Below are 19,287 nucleotides of genomic sequence, written 5' to 3'. Positions count from 1 at the left end.
TCATTCCTCCCACAGCTGGACGGTTTTCAGCACGTCGCGCTTGTTGGCCTTCTTGGCGCCGAACATGTTGGTGTCCGACGAACCACTGCAACCGCTGCCGAAGCTGAAGCCGCAGCCGGAGCGCTCGGCGAATGCGTCGCTCATGGCCTCTTCGCGGTGGGCCGACGGCACCACGTAGCGGTCTTCGTAGTTGGCAATGGCCAGGTAGCGGTACATGTCCTCGACCTGCGCCACGGACAGCCCCACCGACTCCAGCACCTTGAGGTCCTGCACACCGTCAACCTGCTCGGCACGCTTGTAGGCACGCATGGCCAACAGACGCTTGAGAGCCAGCTTGACCGGCTTCTCGTCGCCGGCGGTGAGCAGGTTGGCCAGGTAGCGCAGCGGAATACGCAGACTGTCGACGTCCGGCAGCACGCCATCCATGCTCACACTGCCGTTGGCGGCGGCGTTCTGGATCGGCGACAGCGGCGGCACATACCACACCATCGGCAACGTGCGATATTCCGGGTGCAGCGGCAGAGCCAGCTTCCAGTCCACCGCCATTTTGTAGACCGGGGACTTCTGCGCGGCTTCGATCACCGACATGGGCACGCCGTCCTTCTGCGCCTGCTCAATCACGGCCGGGTCGAACGGATCGAGGAAGATCTCCAGCTGCTTCTGGTACAGGTCCTGCTCGTTCGCCGTACTGGCCACCTCGTGGATGCGGTCGGCGTCATAAAGCAGCACGCCAAGGTAGCGAATGCGGCCCACACAGGTCTCCGAGCACACGGTCGGCATACCGGCTTCAATGCGCGGGTAGCAGAAGATGCACTTCTCGGATTTGCCGCTCTTCCAGTTGAAGTAGATCTTCTTGTACGGGCAGCCGCTGATGCACATACGCCAGCCGCGGCACTTCTCCTGGTCGATAAGAACGATGCCGTCTTCTTCGCGCTTGTAGATCGCGCCGCTTGGGCAGGACGCCGCACACGCCGGGTTGAGGCAGTGCTCGCACAGACGCGGCAGATACATCATGAAAGTATTTTCATACTCGCCGTAGATATCAGCCTGTACCTTGTCGAAGTTCTTGTCCTTGCGGCGCTTGGCGAACTCAGTACCGAGAATCTCCTCCCAGTTCGGACCCCACTCGATTTTCTCCATACGCTTGCCGGAGATCACCGAGCGCGGCCGGGCCACCGGCTGGTGGTCACCCAGCGGTGCGGTATGCAGGTTCTGGTAATCGAAATCGAACGGCTCGTAGTAGTCGTCGATCGAAGGCAGATCCGGGTTGGAGAAGATGTTCGCCAACACGCGGAACTTTCCGCCGATCTTAGGATTGATCGAGCCGTCCTTGTTGCGCACCCAGCCGCCCTTCCACTTGTCCTGGTTCTCCCACTCCTTGGGGTAGCCGATACCAGGCTTGGTCTCGACGTTGTTGAACCAGGCGTATTCCATGCCTTCACGGCTGGTCCAGACGTTTTTGCAGGTGATCGAGCAGGTGTGGCAACCGATGCACTTGTCCAGGTTCAGGACCATGCCCACTTGGGAACGAATTTTCATGTCTGTGCTCCTCACTCGATCTCGGTCGGCAGCGGTTGCGGCAGGGCGTCGCCACCCAGGCCTCCCACATCGGTGCCGTCGAGCCAATCGACCTTGTTCATTTTTCTCACCACCACGAACTCGTCACGGTTGCAGCCCACGGTGCCGTAGTAGTTGAAGCCGTAGGCCTGCTGGGCGTAGCCGCCGATCATGTGGGTGGGTTTGAGGACCACGCGGGTCACCGAGTTGTGGTGGCCACCGCGGGTCTTGGTGCTTTCGGCGCCAGGCACGTTCACGATGCGTTCCTGAGCGTGGTACATCATCACCATGCCTTCCTTGACACGCTGGCTGACCACCGCACGGGCGGTCAGCGCGCCGTTGGCGTTGAAGCACTCGACCCAGTCGTTGTCCTCGATGCCGACCTTTTTGGCGTCGATTTCGCTCAGCCAGACGATCGGACCACCGCGGCTCAGGGTGAGCATGATCAGGTTGTCGGTGTAGGTGCTGTGGATACCCCACTTCTGGTGCGGGGTGATCCAGTTCAGGGCGATCTCCGGATTGCCGTTGGACTTCTTGCCCTTCACATAGTCGACGGTGCGGGTGTTGATCGGCGGACGGTAGCTCTGCAGCTGCTCACCGAAGGCCTGCATCCACGGGTGATCCTGATAGAACTGCTGGCGGCCGGTGATGGTGCGCCACGGGATCAGCTCATGGACGTTGGTGTAGCCGGCGTTGTACGACACATGCTCGTCTTCCAGGCCCGACCAGGTCGGACTGGAGATGATCTTGCGCGGCTGCGCCTGGATGTCACGGAAGCGGATAGCCTCGTGCTCCTTAGGCAGTGCCAGGTGGCTGTGATCGCGACCGGTGAATTCCGACAGCGCCGCCCAGGCCTTGACCGCCACATGGCCGTTGGTTTCGGGAGCCAGACTGAGGATGACTTCAGCCGCATCTATGGCCGACTCGATCTTCGGCCGGCCCTGGCTTACGCCCTCTTCGCGCACCTTGTAGTTCAGTTCGCCGAGGAACTCGACCTCATGTTCGGTGTTCCAGTTGATGCCCTTGCCGCCATTGCCGAGCTTGTCCAGCAGCGGGCCGAGGGAAGTGAACTTCTTGTAGGTGTTGGGGTAGTCGCGCTCGACCACGGTCATGTTCGGGCAGTTCTTGCCCGGCTGCGGTGCGACTCCGGCAGTTTTCCAGTCGGTACCGCCGAACGGCTGAGCCAGTTCGCCGGGGCTGTCGTGCAGCAGCGGCACGGTGACCAGATCCTGCTCGACGCCCAGGTGTCCCTTGGCCATTTCCGAGAAGTTCCTGGCGATGCCCTTGTAGATTTCCCAGTCCGAACGCGCTTCCCAGGCCGGATCGATGGCGGCCGACAGAGGGTGGATGAAGGGGTGCATGTCCGAGGTGTTCATGTCGTCCTTCTCGTACCAGGTGGCGGTCGGCAGGACGATGTCGGAATACACGCAGGTCGAGGACATGCGGAAGTCGAGGGTGGTGACCAAGTCGAGCTTGCCGATGGCGCCCTCGTCCTGCCATTCGGCGTCCTGCGGCTTGAAGCCACCGCGCTTGCCGAGGTCCTCGTTCATCACGCCGTTCTTGGTACCCAGCAGGTACTTGAGCATGTACTCGTGGCCCTTGCCCGAGCTGCCCAGCAGGTTGGAGCGCCAGATGAACATGTTGCGCGGGAAGTTGACCGGATTGTCCGGCTGCTCGCAGGCAAAGCGCAGCGAACCGTCCTGCAACGACTTGGTCACGTAATCCACCGGAGACAGGCCGGCGGCCTTGGCGTCACGGCAGATCTGCAGCGGGTTGCGGTTGAGCTGCGGTGCGCTCGGCAGCCAGCCAGCGCGCTCGGCGCGGATGTTGTAGTCGAGCATGTGCTCGGGGAACTGCGACTTGTCGGCCAGCGGCGAGAGCACCTCGTGAATGCTCATCTTCTCGTGGCGCCACTGCGAGCTGTGGTTGTAGAAGAAGCTGGTGCCGTTCATCTGGCGCGGCGGACGGCTCCAGTCCAGGCCGAAGGCCAGCGGCAGCCAGCCACACTGCGGACGCAGCTTCTCCTGGCCCACATAGTGAGCCCAGCCACCACCGGTCTGCCCCACGCAGCCGCACAACATCAGCATGTTGATCAGGCCACGGTAGTTCATGTCCATGTGGTACCAGTGGTTCATCGCCGCACCGACGATGATCATGGAGCGACCATGGGTCTTGTCGGCGTTATCGGCGAACTCGCGGGCGATCTGGATCGCCTTCTCGCGGCTGACACCAGTGATCTTTTCCTGCCAGGCCGGAGTACCCGGCACGCTGGCGTCGTCGTAGCTGCGTGCCACGTTGCTGCCGCCCAGGCCACGGTCGATACCGAGGTTGGCCGCCATCAGGTCGAACACGCTGGCGACCTTGGCGGTGCTGCCGTCGGCCAGGGTGATCGAGCGCACCGGTACGCGGCGCAGCTGGATTTCCTCGCCTTCGACATGGGTGAAGTGCTCGTGCACCTGGCCGCCAAAATAGGGGAAGGCCACCTCGGCAGTTTCGCCGGAGTCGATCAGGCTGAGCTTCAGATCGATTTCACGACCGGCGCCGCCTTCACGGGCCTCGATGTTCCACTTGCCCTTCTCGCCCCAGCGATAGCCGATCGAACCCTGCGGCGAGACCAGCTCGCCATTGGCATCGATGGCGATGGTTTTCCATTCCGGGTTGTTCTCCTGGCCGAGGTTGCCGGCCAGATCAGAGGCGCGCAGGAAGCGCTCGGCGCGTTGGCTGCCGTCCTTCTCATTGAGCAGCACCAGAACCGGCAGATCGGTGTAGCGCTTGGCGTAGTCGCGGAAGTATTCGCTCGGCTTCTCCAGGTGGAATTCCTTGAAGATGACGTGGGCGAAGGCCTGCGCCAGCGCGGCGTCGGTACCCTGCTTGGGGTTGAGCCAGAGGTCGGTGAGCTTGGCCACCTCGGAATAGTCCGGAGTGATCGACACGGTCTTGGTGCCCTTGTAGCGCACCTCGGTGAAGAAGTGGGCGTCCGGGGTACGGGTCTGCGGAACGTTGGAACCCCAGGCGATGATGTAGTTGGAGTTGTACCAATCGGCAGACTCCGGCACGTCGGTCTGCTCGCCCCAGACTTGCGGCGAGGCCGGCGGTAGGTCGCAGTACCAGTCGTAGAACGACAGACACACGCCACCGATCAGCGACAGGTAACGGCTGCCTGCGGCATAGCTGACCATGGACATGGCCGGAATCGGCGAGAAGCCGACCACGCGGTCAGGGCCGTATTGCTTTACGGTGTATACGTTGGCCGCGGCGATGATCTCGTTGACCTCGTTCCAGCTGGAACGAATGAAGCCGCCCATGCCGCGCTTGCTCTTGTAGCTCTGCGCCTTGACCGGGTCTTCGACGATGCTGGCCCAGGCTTCTACCGGGCTCTTATCGATGCGTGCCTCACGCCAGAGTTTCAGCAGCGGCTTGCGGACCTTGGGATACTTCAAACGGTTGGCGCTGTAGATGTACCAGCTATAGCTGGCCCCCCGCGGACAGCCACGGGGCTCGTGGTTGGGCAGATCATTGCGGGTACGCGGGTAGTCGGTCTGCTGGGTTTCCCAGGTGATCAGACCGTTCTTCACGTAGATCTTCCAGGAGCACGATCCGGTGCAGTTCACCCCGTGGGTGGAACGCACGATCTTGTCGTACTGCCAGCGCGAGCGGTAGACGTTCTCCCAGTCACGAGATTCCTTGCGGGTCTCGCCATGACCATCGGCGAACTCCCCCTGCTTGCGGTTGAAGAAGCGCAGCTGGTCGAGTATGTGGCTCATTTTCTTTTCCTCTCAGGCTGAGCGCCGGCGGTTAACCCGGCGCTCGTCATCATTCGATTAGGCGTGCGCCGGTCTTAGCAGGGAGTCTCAGCACCCTTGCGCGAGTACCACCACCAGGTCACCAGGATGCAGCTGACGTAGTAGCCGACAAAAACGTAGAGTGCGGCTTGAGGCCCGCCTGTCAGCGCCATTGAGGTGCCGAAGGATTTGGGGATGAAGAAGGCGCCATAGGCCCCCACCGCCGAGCTGAAGCCGAGCACCGCCGCGGCCTCCTTGCCGGCGCTCTTGATCGCCTCGTCACGGGCCACGCGATCCTTGCCGGCGCTCCAGCGCTCATGCAGGGTGCGGAAGATCACCGGAATCATGCGGAAGGTCGAACCGTTGCCAATGCCGGTGGTGACGAACAGCAGCATGAACATGGCCAGGAATCCATAGAAGTTCCCTTCGCTGCCGGCCTGCGGCAGGAACTGCAGCACGCCGAACACCGCCGCGATCATCAGCACGAAGTTCCACAGGGTGACGCGGGCGCCGCCCAACTTGTCGGACAGCCAGCCACCCAGCGGGCGCACCAGCGCGCCGACCAGCGGGCCGAGGAAAGCGAACTTGAGCGGATCGACACCCGGGAACTGGGTCTTGATCAGCATCGGGAAGCCGGCCGCAAAACCGATGAAGGAACCGAAGGTGGCCAGGTACAGCCAGCACATAAGCCAGTTGTGCTTGCGACTGAAGATAACGGCCTGCTCGCTGAAGGATGCCTTGGCCGAACTCAGGTCATTCATACCGAACCAGGCGGCCAGACTGACGATCAGGATGAAGGGTACCCAGAGGAAGCCGGCGTTCTGCAGCCACAGCTGGCCGCCACCAGCCAGTTCCTGCGGACTGCCACCCACCGCACCGAAAAGGCCCATGCCCACCACCAATGGCACGGCGAACTGCATCACCGACACTCCTAGATTACCGAGCCCCGCGTTCAAGCCCAGGGCGGTTCCTTGCTGTGCCTTGGGATAGAAGAAGCTGATGTTGGACATGCTGGAGGCGAAGTTGCCGCCACCGAAGCCGCACAACAGGGCGATGATCACGAACACGCTGTAAGGTGTGCCGCTGTCCTGCACAGCGAAACCCATCCACAGCGCCGGGGCCATCAGCGAAGCGGTGCTGAGTGCGGTCCAGCGACGGCCACCGAAGACCGGCACCATGAAGGAGTAGAAGATTCGCAGGGTTGCGCCGGAAAGGCCCGGCAGAGCCGCCAACCAGAACAACTGGTCGGTGCTGAAGCTAAAACCGATTGCCGGCAGGCGGACGATCACAGCACTCCACACCATCCATACGGCAAAGGCGAGGAACAGCGCCGGAATCGAAATCCACAGGTTGCGCGTGGCAATCGCCTTGCCGGTACTAGCCCAGAAGTGGGCATCCTCTGGACGCCAGTCATGAATCACTGGCCCGCTATTGGGCAGCGGTGCTGCCTGGGCATTCTTGGTTGCAGACATGGTCAGACTCCTTCAGACATCGGAACTGGCGTTCATCGGGCTGGCAGAGCCATGGCCCATGACAGGGGTTTTGCGAACTTCGCTGACATACATCCAGATCAGAGAGACCCAGACCACGCCGTACATCAGCATGAAACAGGAGGAGCGCACGCCGGTGAGGTCCACCAGAGCGCCGAACATGATCGGCAGGACGAAACCTCCCAGACCGCCAGCCAGACCGACGATTCCGGACACAGCCCCCATGTTTGTAGGGAACTCGTCGGAGATGTACTTGAAGACCGAAGCCTTGCCGAAAGCCCAGGCCATACCCATGGCAAACATCAGCGCGGTGAAGACGTACACGTTGAGGCCGATGTGGAAAGTCTGTGGGCCGTTGACCGTATGGATAGTGAAGTCGGTCTGCGGGTAGGACAGGATGAACAGACAGATCCAGCTCACCCACATCACCCACCAGGTCACGCTGTGCGCGCCCCACTTGTCCGACATCCAACCACCGATGGCACGCAAAACGCCGCCCGGCAGGGAGAAACAGGCAGCCAGCAAAGCAGCGCTCTGCAGGGTCAGCTCGTATTCCTGCACGTAGTACTTGGTCATCCAAAGGGCCAGGGCCACATAACCGCCGAAGACGATCGAGTAGTACTGGCAGTAGCGCCACACTCGCGGGTCTTTGAGAGTCTTGAGCTGCTCAGCAAGCGAGATACTGCTCGGCACCCGGTGTTCCTTCTTCTCGTAGGTGAGAAACCAGAACAGCAGCGCGGTGATGAACATCACCGCCGAGTAGACCTTGGGTACCATCTGCCAGCTGGCGGCGGCGATGATTGCAGGGGCGGCGAACTTGGTTACCGCAGCCCCGGCGTTGCCGGCACCGAAGATACCCATCGCCGTGCCCTGAGTGCTCTTGTCGAACCACTTGGCAACGTAGGCGATACCTACTGAGAAGGAACCGCCGGCCAGACCGACGAACAGGCCCAGCACCAGGAAGTGCCAAAATTCGGTGGCCATGCTGATCATGTAGATCGGCAGCACGCAGACCAACATCAGTATGAAGAACACGATGCGGCCGCCGAAGCGGTCAGTCAGCATGCCCAGCGGCAGACGGACCAGCGAGCCAGTCAGCACCGGCGTGGCCGCCAGCAGGCCGAACTGGGTTTCGTTAAGTTGCAGCAGTTCCTTGATCGGCACCCCGAGCACGGCGAACATCATCCACACCATGAAGCACATGGTGAAAGCGAAGGTGCTCATGCCCAAAACGAGGCCTTGCTGTAGTTTTTGGCCTGCCATGACAGACTCCTTATGCGGTTGTCATGGCTGCAGGCTAGGGCTTAAGCGGCGCTCAAACTTGATCCATATCAAGACCTCCAGTGCGCCTCAGGAGTACGGCAAGGCCTTTCTACCTCCAAAGAGGTAGTTCCAAAAAGGGCCGATAAACCCATTATTTTCAGCCACTTATATACACAAAGCAGAGTGCCACCGAAGCCTTGGCGAAGGTCGGAACTCTTTGGGGGTAGAACGCCATGCTGCAATGGCTGAAGAGCTCGTTACCCGCCCGCGCCGGCCTCGCGGTGATCCTGATTGCGGTGCTGGCACTGTCCAGCGCCATCAGCGCCGGCCTGCTGGCCTGGATCAGCGAGGACGACGCCGCAGCGATCAATACTGCCGGCTCTCTCCGTATGGCCACCTACCGCCTGAGCTGGCAACTGGAAGCCGACGCCAGCCCGGCGCATATCGCTGATCTGCAGAGCGATCTGGAACGGCGTCTGAACAGCCCCGCCCTCACCCACCTGCTGGGCGACGACGCTAGCGACCCACTGCGCCTGGCCTATGATCGTCTGCACAACCTCTGGCAGGAGCAGCTCGGCCCGGCTCTTGAGCGCGGCGACAAGGCAACCTTCGAACAACAGGCAGAAGTTTTTGTTGGCCAGTTGGAAAGCTTTGTTCTGCTGCTGCAGAAGCAGAGCGAGAAACGCCAGGGCCTACAGCAGAGCATTCAGGGCGCGGCGCTGATCATCACCGTGATCATTCTGGTCGTCGGCATGTTCGAGCTGCAGAACAGCGTGATCAATCCGCTGCAGGAACTGGTCAGCACCACCGAACGTTTCCGCAATGGCGACCTGGATGCGCGCATCGAATACCGGTCCGATGATGAACTTGGGCAGATGGCAGAAAGCTTCAACGCCATGGCCGATGCCATCGAGGAATCCCATCGCACCCTGGAAAGCCGGGTAGCGGCAAAGACCCTCAGCCTGGCGCAGAGCAATGCGGCGCTGGAACTGCTCTACCAGAGCAGTCGCCACATTGCCAGCAGTCCGGCCAATGCCGAACAGCTCGACGAGCTGATCGACAGTTTCCAGCAGCGCCTTCCCGGCCTGCGCCTGACCCTGTGCCTGCACGGTAACCCGAGCGAGCCGGCCGAACACCTGATCGCCTTGCACGGTAGCGAGTCACGCGAGATCTGTTCGCGCAACGACTGCGCCACCTGCGAACGTCACCAGTTGCCCAATCAGCAGACCTACCAGATCACAAGCCAGGGCAACAGCCTGGGTGAACTGCGCGCCCGCTACCTCGACGGCCACAGCCCGAAAGCCTGGGAAGGCGAGCTGATCGAGGCGCTGACCAACCTGATCGGTACCTCGCTGTCGTTGGAGCGCCAGCGCGAACAGGACAACCGCCTGCTACTGCTCGACGAGCGCACTACCATCGCCCGTGAGTTGCACGACTCGCTGGCCCAGGCGCTGTCGTACATGAAACTGCAGGTCAGCCGTCTGCAGACGCTGATTCGCCGGGGCGAGCGCCCCGAGCAACTGGAACAGGTGAGCGAGGAACTGCGCGAGGGCCTCAACAGTGCCTACCGTCAGCTGCGCGAGCTGTTGACAACCTTCCGCCTGCAGATTCAGGACGGCGGCCTCGACCAGGCCTTGGACGACACCGCCCGCGAGTTCGCCGAGCGCGGCAACTTCCGCGTATTGCTGGACAGCGAGCCGCTGGCCTATACCCTGAGCGCCACCGAACAGATCCACCTGCTGCAGATCGCCCGCGAAGCCCTCTCCAACTGCGCCCGCCACGCCCAGGCCAGCCAGGCCTGGATCCACCTCAAACAGCTCGGCGAGGAAGTCGAGCTGCTGATTGAGGACGACGGCTGCGGCGTCACCCCGGGCTTCGACCAACGCCAGCACCACGGTCTGACCATCATGCAGGAGCGCGCCCGCAGCCTGCATGGCAGCCTTCAGCTGAGCGCGCGTGAACCTCAGGGTACGCGGCTGCTGCTGAGGTTCCGTCCCGAATTTCTCGGCCACCACAGCCACAAGGAATTGTCATGAATAACCCTGTAGCCCACACCCTGCTGCTGGTTGACGACCACCCGATGATGCGCCGCGGCATGCGCCAGCTGCTCGAACTGGAAGACGACCTGGTGGTGATCGGCGAAGCCAACAACGGCGTCGAGGCCCTGCAGATGGTCGCCAGCCTGCAGCCCGAACTGGTCCTGCTGGACAACAACATGCCCGAGATGAATGGCGTGGAAACCCTAAAGCGCCTGCGTGAACAGAACTTCCCAGGCAAGGTGCTGCTGTTCACCGTTTCCGACGACGAGGACGATGTGCGCGATGCCATGCGCCTGGGCGCCGATGGCTACCTGCTCAAGGACATGGAACCCGAACAGCTGATCCAGCAGATCCGCGCGGCACTGGGCGGTGCGCTGGTGATCAGCCCCGCACTCACCCGAGTGCTGGCTCAGGCCCTGCGTAATCCGCCCAGCGCCAGCCAGCTGGACCTCACCGACCGCGAGCGTCAGGTCCTCAAGATGATCGCTGCAGGCAGCAGCAACAAGGTGATCGGCAACAAGCTCGGCATCACCGAAGGCACGGTGAAGGTTCATGTGAAGAACCTGCTGCACAAGCTTGGCCTGCGCTCACGGGTGGAAGCCGCTGTTTGGGCGATGGAGCATATGCGCTAAACGTTAGAGCTGCAGTATCAAGCGGTCGCAATCATCTTGATGCCTGCCAAAACCAATGCCGCCGATAACAACCGCTGTATCGCCGGGTTTCCAAGACGTTTACTGCCATACTCTGCGCCAATATATCCGCCCAATATGACAAATCCCGCCCACAACGGCAGTGCTGGGTGAAACTCTGCTGTGGTGGAAAGGACACCAAAAATCCCTGCAATTGAATTGACCAGGATAAATGCGGCTGCAACACCAGATATGACTTTTACCGAAGCCCAGCGCATGAACAAAAGCAAGGGGCTCAAGAAAATACCTCCCCCAACACCGGTAAGCCCGGCCAAAAAACCCAACACAATGCCGGTTATAAGCAGAACCAGCGTACGTGGGGAACGAGCTTCATAAGAGCAAGCTTGCTTGGCGGTCGCTAATGATCGCCAGGCGGCATAGAGCAACACCAAGCCAATCACTGGCTTGTAGTAGTGAGCCGGCAGAACAAAACTTCCCCCCAGATACGCCATAGGTACGGCTGTCACGGCAAGAGGGATGAAAAGCTTCCAGGAAAATGAGCCGGCCCTGTAAAACTTAATTGTGGCAATCAACGCAACCAGAATGTTGAGCGCCAATGCCGTCGGTTTCATCACCTCAGGCGCAACGCCTACAAGAGCCATGGCCGCCAGGTATCCGGAAGCGCCAGCATGCCCTACAGATGAATACAACACCGCTGCCAGGAACAAAACGAACGCTAGTACGATGCTTTCAGGATCTAGGGCCACTCATGGCTCCTTTGGTTTTGAAAACTGCAAAAGCAGTTTCTTGACTGCATTTCATGACCATATAAGCCCCAAAGAATCGGGTTTATATGGGCGTCAGAGCTGATACAGAAAGGTATCGTCCAGCAAGTCCGCAGAGTTGATAGTCACGCCCAGGTCCTTAAGCAGACCGTCACTTAGGCCGTAGATCCAGCCATGTACTTCTAACGGCTGATGACGTTTCCACGCGTTTTGCACGATGGTGGTGTGGCAAACATTACGCACCTGTCTCTGTACGTTGAGTTCGCAGAGGAGGTTGACCCTCTCTTCGTCACACAGCCCGACAAACTGTTCACGATGTTGGTGGTACAGCGCCTTTAGGGCGCGTAGCCAATTGTCGATCAGTCCCAACTCTTCATGCCCCAGAGCTGCACGCACACCGCCACAACCATAGTGGCCACATACGATGATCTGCTTGACCTGCAACACGTCGACGGCGAACTGCAGCACCGAAAGAAAGTTCATATCGGTGGCCACCACCATGTTGGCCACATTGCGGTGCACAAACAGTTCGCCGGGCATCAAGCCGACCACTTCATTGGCCGGCACACGACTGTCGGAACAGCCAATCCAGAGGAATTCAGGTCGCTGCTGGCGGGCCAGACGGGCAAAAAAGTCCGGATCACGGGCACGTAGCGATTCGGCCCAAAAACGGTTGTTGTTAAGCAATTGCCTGACGTCCATGCGGCCTCCTCTGTCGCGCTCGTTTGGTCAGTGCCACCTAAACACGGCATCGCACGCATGAAATTGTCGGCAATCAAGAACGCCCGTTCGCCACGGCTTTAACAGATCTCAAGCTCATCGCGTACACGTCATAAATCTGCCATCGCCCGGTCATTCTTGATAACCATCAAGGGCAGATTCCGCCTGCGTTCTATTGTCGGCCTCAGCCAAACACTAGAAGGATGAGTTGCCATGCCAAGAGCCACACTCACACCCATCACCCTGGCGCTGCTGACCCTCGGCGCACCAGCGTTCGCCGCCGAGGACCTGGCCAATCTGGTCAATCAGGGTAAGGTCAGCGTCGATGCGCGCTACCGCTACGAGAACGTCGATCAGGACAACGCCCTCCACAATGCCGACGCCCAGACCCTGCGCACGCGTATCGGTCTGCAGAGCGGCAAGTGGTACGGCCTTTCCGGCCTGGTGGAAGCGGACAACGTCAGCCGCATCGGTGACGCCTCCTACAACAGCACCCGCAATGGCCAGGGCGACTATTCGGTGGTCGCCGACCCCGACGGCAGCGAGATCAACCAGGCCCTGCTGCGCTACGACCATCAGTACGGCAATGCCGTGTTCGGCCGCCAGCGCATCAACCTGGATAACCAGCGCTTCGTCGGCGGCGTGGCCTGGCGGCAGAACGAGCAGACCTATGACGGCGCCCTGGCCCAGCTAAAGCCACTGGCCGGCCTGACGCTGACCTACGCCTACATCGACAATATCAACACCATCTTCGGACCGGACGACAACCGCTTCGACAACAAGACCAACCCGGCCAACATCGAAGGCCACAGCCACCTGATCAACGCCCAATACGCGGTCATGCCAGAGCTGACCCTCACCGCCTACAGCTACCTGCTTGGTCTGGACAATATCGCCGCCAGCGCCGCCTCGCCGCTTGGCAGTCTGGCCAGCCAGACCAACGGCCTGCGCGCCAATGGCACCCTCGGTGCATTCAGTTATGCCGCCGAATACGCCCAGCAAAAAGACTACGCCGACAACCCGCTGGACCTGGACAGCGATTACTACCTGGCAGAGCTGGGTTACACCTGGCAGGGCGTGCTGTTCAAGGGCGGCTATGAAGTGCTCGGCGGTGACGATGGCGCCGGCAACCGCGCCTTCCAGACGCCGCTGGCGACCAAGCATGCTTTCCAGGGCTGGGCCGACGTGTTTCTGACCACCCCTGCAGACGGCATCGAGGACGCCTACATCGGCGTTACCGCGCCGCTCTGGGGCGGCCAGCTGCAGGCCTGGTACCACGACTTCGATGCCGAACAAGGCAGCGACAGCTATGGTGACGAAATCGACCTTTCCTACGGCCACCCCATCCCCGGGGTAAAAGGCCTGGTCGCCCTAGCCAAGTACGCCACCTACAGTTCGGATGACGATGCTCTGACCGTCGATACCGACAAGTTCTGGCTGCAGCTGCAGTACACCTACTGAACCATCCCGGTTGGGGACAGACGCCTGCGACCAACCACCACTACCTCCGCCAACTACTCCCGGGGCCCCTTAACAGGGGCCTCGCGCTTTTAATCCCATGCCCGCAGCTACCTCTTTGGCGGTAGCGCGGCAGAGGAATGGGAGCCCGCGGGCCATCCTCCTAACATGGACGCAAAAGGAGGTGCCCCATGCTGACCGATAGCAATACGATTACCGCGCTTCGCCAACACCATCTGTTTGGCAAACTGCCGGCAGCAGCCTTCCATGAGGTCTGTGGCCTGGCCATCTTCAGACGCCTGGATAGCGGTGACATCCTGTTCCACCAGGGCGATGTGGCTGACCGTTTCTATCTGCTGATTGATGGTCAGATGAAGCTCACCCGAGTTCTGCCCGAAGGTCACGAAAAGCTGGTTGAGGTCATCCACGCTGGCCAGAGTTTCGCCGAGGCTCTTCTGTTCAGCGGAGCACCGAACTACCCGGTGTCGGCCAGCGCGCTAAAGGGCAGCAGTCTGGTCAGCATCGACGGTTCTCACTACCGGCGCATCCTCGAAGAGCAGCCGAAGATTTGCCTGGATCTGCTGGCCACCTTCAGCATCCGCCTGCACCAGCGTCTGAACGAGATCGATACCCTGACCCTGGCCAACGCCAGCCGCCGCGTGGTGCGTTTCCTCTGTCAGGAGCAGGAGGCCAGCAGCGGAGCAATCCAGCTCAATGTGCCCAAACGTCTGATCGCCTCGCAACTCGGCATCCAGCCGGAAACCTTCTCGCGCATCCTGCACCGCATGATCGACGCTGGGGTGATCGCCATGGAGAGGCGCAATATCCGCATCCTCGACACTCCGAGCCTGGTCAACTACTGCGACTGAACCTTTCCCCGGCCGGCGTCCGGGCCGGCCCTCACGGAGCCGACGCCATGTCCGACACTCTCCTTCCGCTTGTCTACTCCTGCTCCGGTTGCTCCAATGTGGCGCAACTGGCCAATACCCTGGCGGTGCGCCTAGACCGCGCGGGCCTTGCAGAGATGTCGTGCATCGCCGGGGTCGGCGGGCGCGTCGCATCGCTGGTGAACAAGGCAAACTCCGGACGCCCCATCCTCGCCATCGACGGCTGCAACCTGCAATGCGTGAAGGGTTGTCTGGCGCAGCATGATGTGAAGGCCGACCTGCACCTGATCCTTAGTCAGTACGGTTTGAAAAAACGTTACGGCGAAGACTGCTCCAGCGAGGATGCCGAGCAACTGTTTACCGAGGTCAGCCAGTTGATTGCCAGCGACCGCCTGCAGCGGCGCGTACCGCTGCAGGCGGTGAAATAAGTCTGAACCGGACGACACTGGGCTCCTTCGCCCTGCGGTTCAATGCAACCCACATCTGCTCCTCAGCCGGACTGCCTCAGAGGCGGAAACGCAGAGTCAGATCACGCAGACCATCCATGCTGCGATTGATGCTCTGGCTGGTGCTCTCGGTCTCTATGCTGGAGTGCGCCGACTGCTCGGCGACCTCACCGATGCGATTGAGCGAGCGGTTCATCTCCTCAGCCACGTGAGACTGTTCCTCAGCCGCCGTAGCGATCTGGTTGGCCATGCCGCGGATGGTCTGTACCGCACCGACAATATGCTCGAAGGCATTCTGCGCCGCCTCGATCTGCTGCAAGGTCAGCTCACTGCCCTGACGTGACTCACCCATGGCGGCACTGGCGCGCCCCGCCTGGGTCTGCAGTCGGGTAATCAAACCACTGATCTCACCGGCCGAGGTCTGCGTGCGCGCCGCCAGATTGCGTACCTCATCGGCCACTACGGCAAAGCCCCGTCCCTGCTCGCCGGCACGTGCCGCCTCGATGGCCGCGTTCAGCGCCAGCAGGTTGGTCTGCGCAGCGATGCTGCTGATCACCTCCAGCACACGACCGATCTCCTCACTGTCCGCCAGCAATTGCTGCATGACTTCGGCCAGCCCCTCGACATGCTGGGTCAGATCGCGGATGGCATCGACCGAGACCTGCATCACCGCGTGACCATTACTGGTCTCGCGCTCGGCGGTATCGGCGGCGCTGGCTGCCTCTACCGTACTGCGCGCCACTTCGTGGGAGGTCGCCAGCATCTGGTTCATCGCCGTGGCCACCTGATCGATCTCGGCCTGCTGTTCACGCACATTGCTGGAGTTAATCGATGCCATGCTAGCCATACGTGCGCAGCTTTCGTCGGCCGCCTGAGCCGACTCACGCACAGCACGAATCATCTCCCCCACCTGGATCAACAATTGGTTGTACGCCTGGGTGATCTGGCCGATCTCATCGTCGGTGAATTTTGCCTTGAGCGGCTGCGAAAAATCCCCAGAGCTAACTAGCTCCAGACGGTGACGCAATGCGCCAATAGACGCCATCAGCCAGTTCATCCCGGCCAGTCGGCCCAGAACGACCAGTAAAAGAATAATCAGCGTCGATCCCATAGCCAGCCAGCGCTGGCTGGCGGCAGTACTATTGGCATCGGCCGACATCAGGCCGACCACCTCGTTCATGTCCTTGAGAATCTGCTCGGACTCGCTCGCCAGACCACGCAGTTCGGCCTCGGAGGCAGCGCCGCCCGCCACCGCCATAACCCGTTGACGGTACTGTGCCCATTCACGATCAACAACCTCCAACTGCCGGCGCGCACTGGCCAGTTTCAGTGGCTGGATCTTCTGCCCGGCATCGCCCTTGAGCAGCAGGCGATGACTATTCTCAAAGCGCTGCACGGTCTGCTCAAGCTGGCTCATGGGCAGTACTTTCTGCGCCACCAGGATGCTTTCCTTGGCCATCTTCTGACTGAGCATGCGCTGGGCACCAGCCATATCCAGCTGGGTAGCATCACGAACGGAGAGGAACAGCACCGCCGCAGTCAGCGCCGCGCAGCAGAAGATCAGCAGATAGGAAAAAAAGAACTGCGCATTGATGCTGCGAAAGCCAAGCATGCGCAGGCTGCGCTGAATCAGATCAGTGATGACATCGAACATGGTCAAGTCTCCATCTGTTACATAGCCCCAGCCCATTCACGGTCATCACTCAGGTCGCCGGTCTTTGCCAGCGCTTCGTTTTCTCTGTCAGCACAACCAGGCAAATGACTCAGCAGCCCCGTATCTGCTCAGACTTCACCTGCGCACCCAGCTCGCCAAGCAGTTGCCACAGGCGCGGCGGTAGATCGTCCGGATCGAGGCTGTCGATCAGGTTCTTCAGTGCAAGTCCCAGCTCAGTATCCCCTTCGATCACCAGCCGACGACGAAAGAACAGGGTATCGGGGTCTTCCAGGCGGCTGGCCAGCAAAAGGAACTCACGCCAGTTACCTCGAATGGTCACATCTGTCGGTGCCTCACGCATAACCTTGAGCCCGCCGCCAGCCCGTGTCAGACACCAGCTCAGATTCAGATCGCTGATCTGCAAGCGGAGCCAACGTCCACACAAGAGATCGAATGAACCGCTGGCAAGCGGGGCCGCAAAGAGACGCCCTGTCAGGTACTGCAATAACTGCTGTTGTACAGCGAATGGAAGATATCGGGCGCGTGGCAGCAAAGGTTCACTGAGGCGCAGCAGAGCTTGGCTCAATGTCAGCATAGTCCCGCCTCCTCTGCGCTGAGCATGCCGGGGCGGCCATGCCAGTAGCCGTTACAGCCATCCACGGCAAGCGGCGGCAACGCGCCATCGATGACCGCACGATATGCCGCGATCACCTCGCTCATGCCCTGCGCCCGTGGACTCAGGCGCAACAGGTCGATACCGCTGCGCTGCAGTTCGGGGTAATCACCCAACAGGTTACTGACCTTGGCCGAGAGGGTCTGGATACCGTTGAGGGTGAACAGTGCCTCGCCTTCCTGACTGTGCAGCGCGATACCCTCGGGGTAATTGATACAGCAGAACTGGCAGTCGTCTTTCGGCCGGTTCTCAGCCCGCGCGGTAAAACAACGCGCCGAATAGGCCAACGGCAGGTGGCCATAGGCGAAAAGCTCGATTTCGGGACGCGCTAGGCCGAGGCTGTCCAGCTGCGCCAGGCAGTCGCGCAGCAGTGCGCCAGAGCACTCCACCGGCGGCACCCAGCGCTGCAGACCGCAGCGCTGCAGTTCGGCCAGGGCGTGGCCGTTGTACAGGTTCAGCGCCGGCCCGGCGACAAAGGGCAAACGGCGCGCGCTCAGTAGCTGCACCGCACCCATGTCGCTGGCCTCGACCAGCAGTTCGCCGTTGTCGCACAGGCGCGTGAGACTGGACAGTTCACTGCTCGCCTCCACCAGCGCCAGACTCGACAACACCAGCTCGGCCCTGGTGCATTCGCGCAGCTCGCGGGCCAGCCCTAACCAGTCGGTGAGGCGCATGCCGCGGCGCTTCGAGCACACGGTTTCGCCCAGGTAGATGACATCCAGCGGCTGGCCTGCCATCTCGGCGTAGAAGTCCAGCAATTGGTCACGCGGCCAGTAGAACAGCACAGGCCCCAGGGACAGTTTCATTGGCTTCTCCTCGCGTTCATTGCCAGGCCCGGTGATAGGCGCCCAGGGTGGTCTGGCTGCCTTCGGAAACGCTCTGCAGCGCGGCGTTCCAGTCCGGCCGCACGACAAACTGCTGCGGCGCGCGGGCGTGGCTGTCGAGGGCGGCGCGCCAGACCCGGGTGACCTGCTCGACATAAGCCGGGCTGCGCTGGCGGCCCTCGATCTTCACCGCGCGTATGCCGATTTCGGCCAGCTGCGGGATCAGGTCGAGGGTATTCAGGCTGGTCGGCTCCTCCAGGGCATGGAAGCGCTGGCCATTGACCATAAAACGGCCCTTGCACAGAGTTGGGTATCCGGCCGACTCGCCAAGCCCATAGCGGTCGATCAAAACGCCATTGAGGCGCGCACTCAGGCCATCGGCCTCTTCCTGCCAGCGCACCGCCTTGGCCGGCGAGCACACGCCACAGAGGTTAGGCGACTCGCCGGTGAGGTAGGACGACAGATGGCAGCGGCCTTCGGCCATGATGCACAGGCTGCCGAAGGCGAAGACCTCCAGCGCCACCGTGGTCTTTTCCGCCAGCACGCGTACCTGGGCCAGCGACAGCACTCGCGGCAGCACCGCGCGGCGGATGTTGTAGCGCTGTTGGTAGAAGCTCAGCGCCGCAGCGTTGGTCGCCGACCCCTGCACCGAGAGGTGCAGGTTGAGATCCGGGTGGCGCTGGCTGGCGTAGGCCAGCACGCCGGGGTCGGCGGCAATCAGCGCATCCACGCCAAGGTCGGCGGCGCGATCCACCGCCCGCTGCCAGCGCTGCCAGCCACCTGGCTGGGCGTAGGTGTTAACCGCCACATAGAGCTTGCGCCCGTGCTGGCGGATCAGTTGCAGACCGCTATCGAGCTGCTGCTCGTCAAGGTTGAGGCCGGCGAAATGCCGGGCATTGGTGTCATCGCGAAAGCCGACGTAGATGGCGTCAGCGCCCTCGCGTACGGCGGCCTTGAGCGCAGGCAGACTGCCTGCTGGACATACCAGTTGCATGGGTTTTGCTCCCCCGCTGATCGGTGTCGGCCACTTTAGGCGCAGGCCCGGTAAGGGCCATGATGGCAATCAAGGTTGCCCATCTC

14 protein-coding genes and 2 pseudogenes are annotated in these 19,287 nt (G+C 61.3%); 5 read left to right on the top strand and 11 right to left on the bottom strand.

The features are described from left to right. The 4 genes from narH to CK486_RS01005 all read right to left on the bottom strand — a co-directional run bounded on the left by narH (window position 1) and on the right by CK486_RS01005 (window position 8,092). On the bottom strand, window positions 1–1,539 hold the full coding sequence (gene narH / locus CK486_RS01020; protein WP_095938445.1) for a nitrate reductase subunit beta: 1,539 nt from the start codon (window positions 1,537–1,539) through the stop codon (window positions 1–3). An 11-nt stretch (window positions 1,540–1,550) separates the two neighbouring features. Further along, window positions 1,551–5,321: a nitrate reductase subunit alpha gene (locus CK486_RS01015; protein WP_095938444.1), complete on the bottom strand. Its 3,771-nt coding sequence runs from the start codon at window positions 5,319–5,321 to the stop codon at window positions 1,551–1,553. Window positions 5,322–5,395: 74 nt separating this feature from the next. Beyond that, entirely contained in the window at window positions 5,396–6,811 is a 1,416-nt protein-coding gene (locus CK486_RS01010) for a NarK family nitrate/nitrite MFS transporter (RefSeq protein WP_095938443.1), read from the bottom strand. A gap of 12 nt (window positions 6,812–6,823) precedes the next feature. After that, window positions 6,824–8,092, bottom strand: coding sequence for a nitrate/nitrite transporter (locus tag CK486_RS01005; protein WP_095938442.1), 1,269 nt, complete (start codon window positions 8,090–8,092; stop codon window positions 6,824–6,826). A gap of 233 nt (window positions 8,093–8,325) precedes the next feature. On the opposite strand from CK486_RS01005, the gene CK486_RS01000 reads away from it, so the two are divergent. Beyond that, on the top strand, window positions 8,326–10,128 hold the full coding sequence (locus CK486_RS01000) for a HAMP domain-containing protein (protein ID WP_095938441.1): 1,803 nt from the start codon (window positions 8,326–8,328) through the stop codon (window positions 10,126–10,128). Continuing rightward, window positions 10,125–10,763, top strand: a complete 639-nt coding sequence (gene narL / locus CK486_RS00995) for a two-component system response regulator NarL (RefSeq protein WP_095938440.1) — start codon at window positions 10,125–10,127, stop codon at window positions 10,761–10,763. The genes CK486_RS01000 and narL overlap by 4 nt, the downstream gene beginning before the upstream one ends. 17 nt (window positions 10,764–10,780) lie before the next feature. Here the strand turns inward: narL and CK486_RS00990 are convergent, their stop codons facing one another. Next, window positions 10,781–11,527 (bottom strand): sulfite exporter TauE/SafE family protein, encoded by a 747-nt coding sequence (locus CK486_RS00990; protein ID WP_095938439.1) that lies wholly within the window; start codon window positions 11,525–11,527, stop codon window positions 10,781–10,783. A 93-nt stretch (window positions 11,528–11,620) separates the two neighbouring features. Continuing rightward, entirely contained in the window at window positions 11,621–12,247 is a 627-nt protein-coding gene (gene can / locus CK486_RS00985; RefSeq protein ID WP_095938438.1) for a carbonate dehydratase, read from the bottom strand. A 231-nt stretch (window positions 12,248–12,478) separates the two neighbouring features. On the opposite strand from can, the gene CK486_RS00980 reads away from it, so the two are divergent. From CK486_RS00980 to CK486_RS00970, 3 genes are all read left to right on the top strand, one after another. After that, window positions 12,479–13,726: an alginate export family protein gene (locus CK486_RS00980; RefSeq protein WP_095938437.1), complete on the top strand. Its 1,248-nt coding sequence runs from the start codon at window positions 12,479–12,481 to the stop codon at window positions 13,724–13,726. Between the two features lie 188 nt (window positions 13,727–13,914). Further along, window positions 13,915–14,592 (top strand): Crp/Fnr family transcriptional regulator, encoded by a 678-nt coding sequence (locus CK486_RS00975; protein ID WP_095938436.1) that lies wholly within the window; start codon window positions 13,915–13,917, stop codon window positions 14,590–14,592. A 47-nt stretch (window positions 14,593–14,639) separates the two neighbouring features. After that, a complete protein-coding gene (locus CK486_RS00970) occupies window positions 14,640–15,038 on the top strand; it encodes a putative zinc-binding protein (protein WP_095938435.1) in 399 nt (132 codons plus the stop codon). A gap of 76 nt (window positions 15,039–15,114) precedes the next feature. On the opposite strand, the pseudogene CK486_RS18450 reads toward CK486_RS00970, so the two are convergent. From CK486_RS18450 to CK486_RS00950, 5 genes and pseudogenes are all read right to left on the bottom strand, one after another. Beyond that, window positions 15,115–15,708 (bottom strand): annotated as a pseudogene (locus CK486_RS18450) (methyl-accepting chemotaxis protein); the annotation flags it as partial. A gap of 276 nt (window positions 15,709–15,984) precedes the next feature. Next, window positions 15,985–16,668 (bottom strand): annotated as a pseudogene (locus CK486_RS18445) (type IV pili methyl-accepting chemotaxis transducer N-terminal domain-containing protein); the annotation flags it as partial. Window positions 16,669–16,819: 151 nt separating this feature from the next. Beyond that, on the bottom strand, window positions 16,820–17,305 hold the full coding sequence (locus tag CK486_RS00960) for an SCP2 domain-containing protein (protein WP_095938433.1): 486 nt from the start codon (window positions 17,303–17,305) through the stop codon (window positions 16,820–16,822). Beyond that, a complete protein-coding gene (locus CK486_RS00955) occupies window positions 17,299–18,189 on the bottom strand; it encodes a U32 family peptidase (RefSeq protein WP_095938432.1) in 891 nt (296 codons plus the stop codon). The genes CK486_RS00960 and CK486_RS00955 overlap by 7 nt, the downstream gene beginning before the upstream one ends. 16 nt (window positions 18,190–18,205) lie before the next feature. Beyond that, a complete protein-coding gene (locus CK486_RS00950; RefSeq protein ID WP_095938431.1) occupies window positions 18,206–19,201 on the bottom strand; it encodes a peptidase U32 family protein in 996 nt (331 codons plus the stop codon). Window positions 19,202–19,287 lie beyond the last annotated feature (86 nt).

Source organism: Pseudomonas sp. HAR-UPW-AIA-41, from assembly GCF_002304225.1.
GTDB lineage: Bacteria > Pseudomonadota > Gammaproteobacteria > Pseudomonadales > Pseudomonadaceae > Aquipseudomonas.
This window is presented reverse-complemented; position numbering and strand designations above follow the sequence as displayed.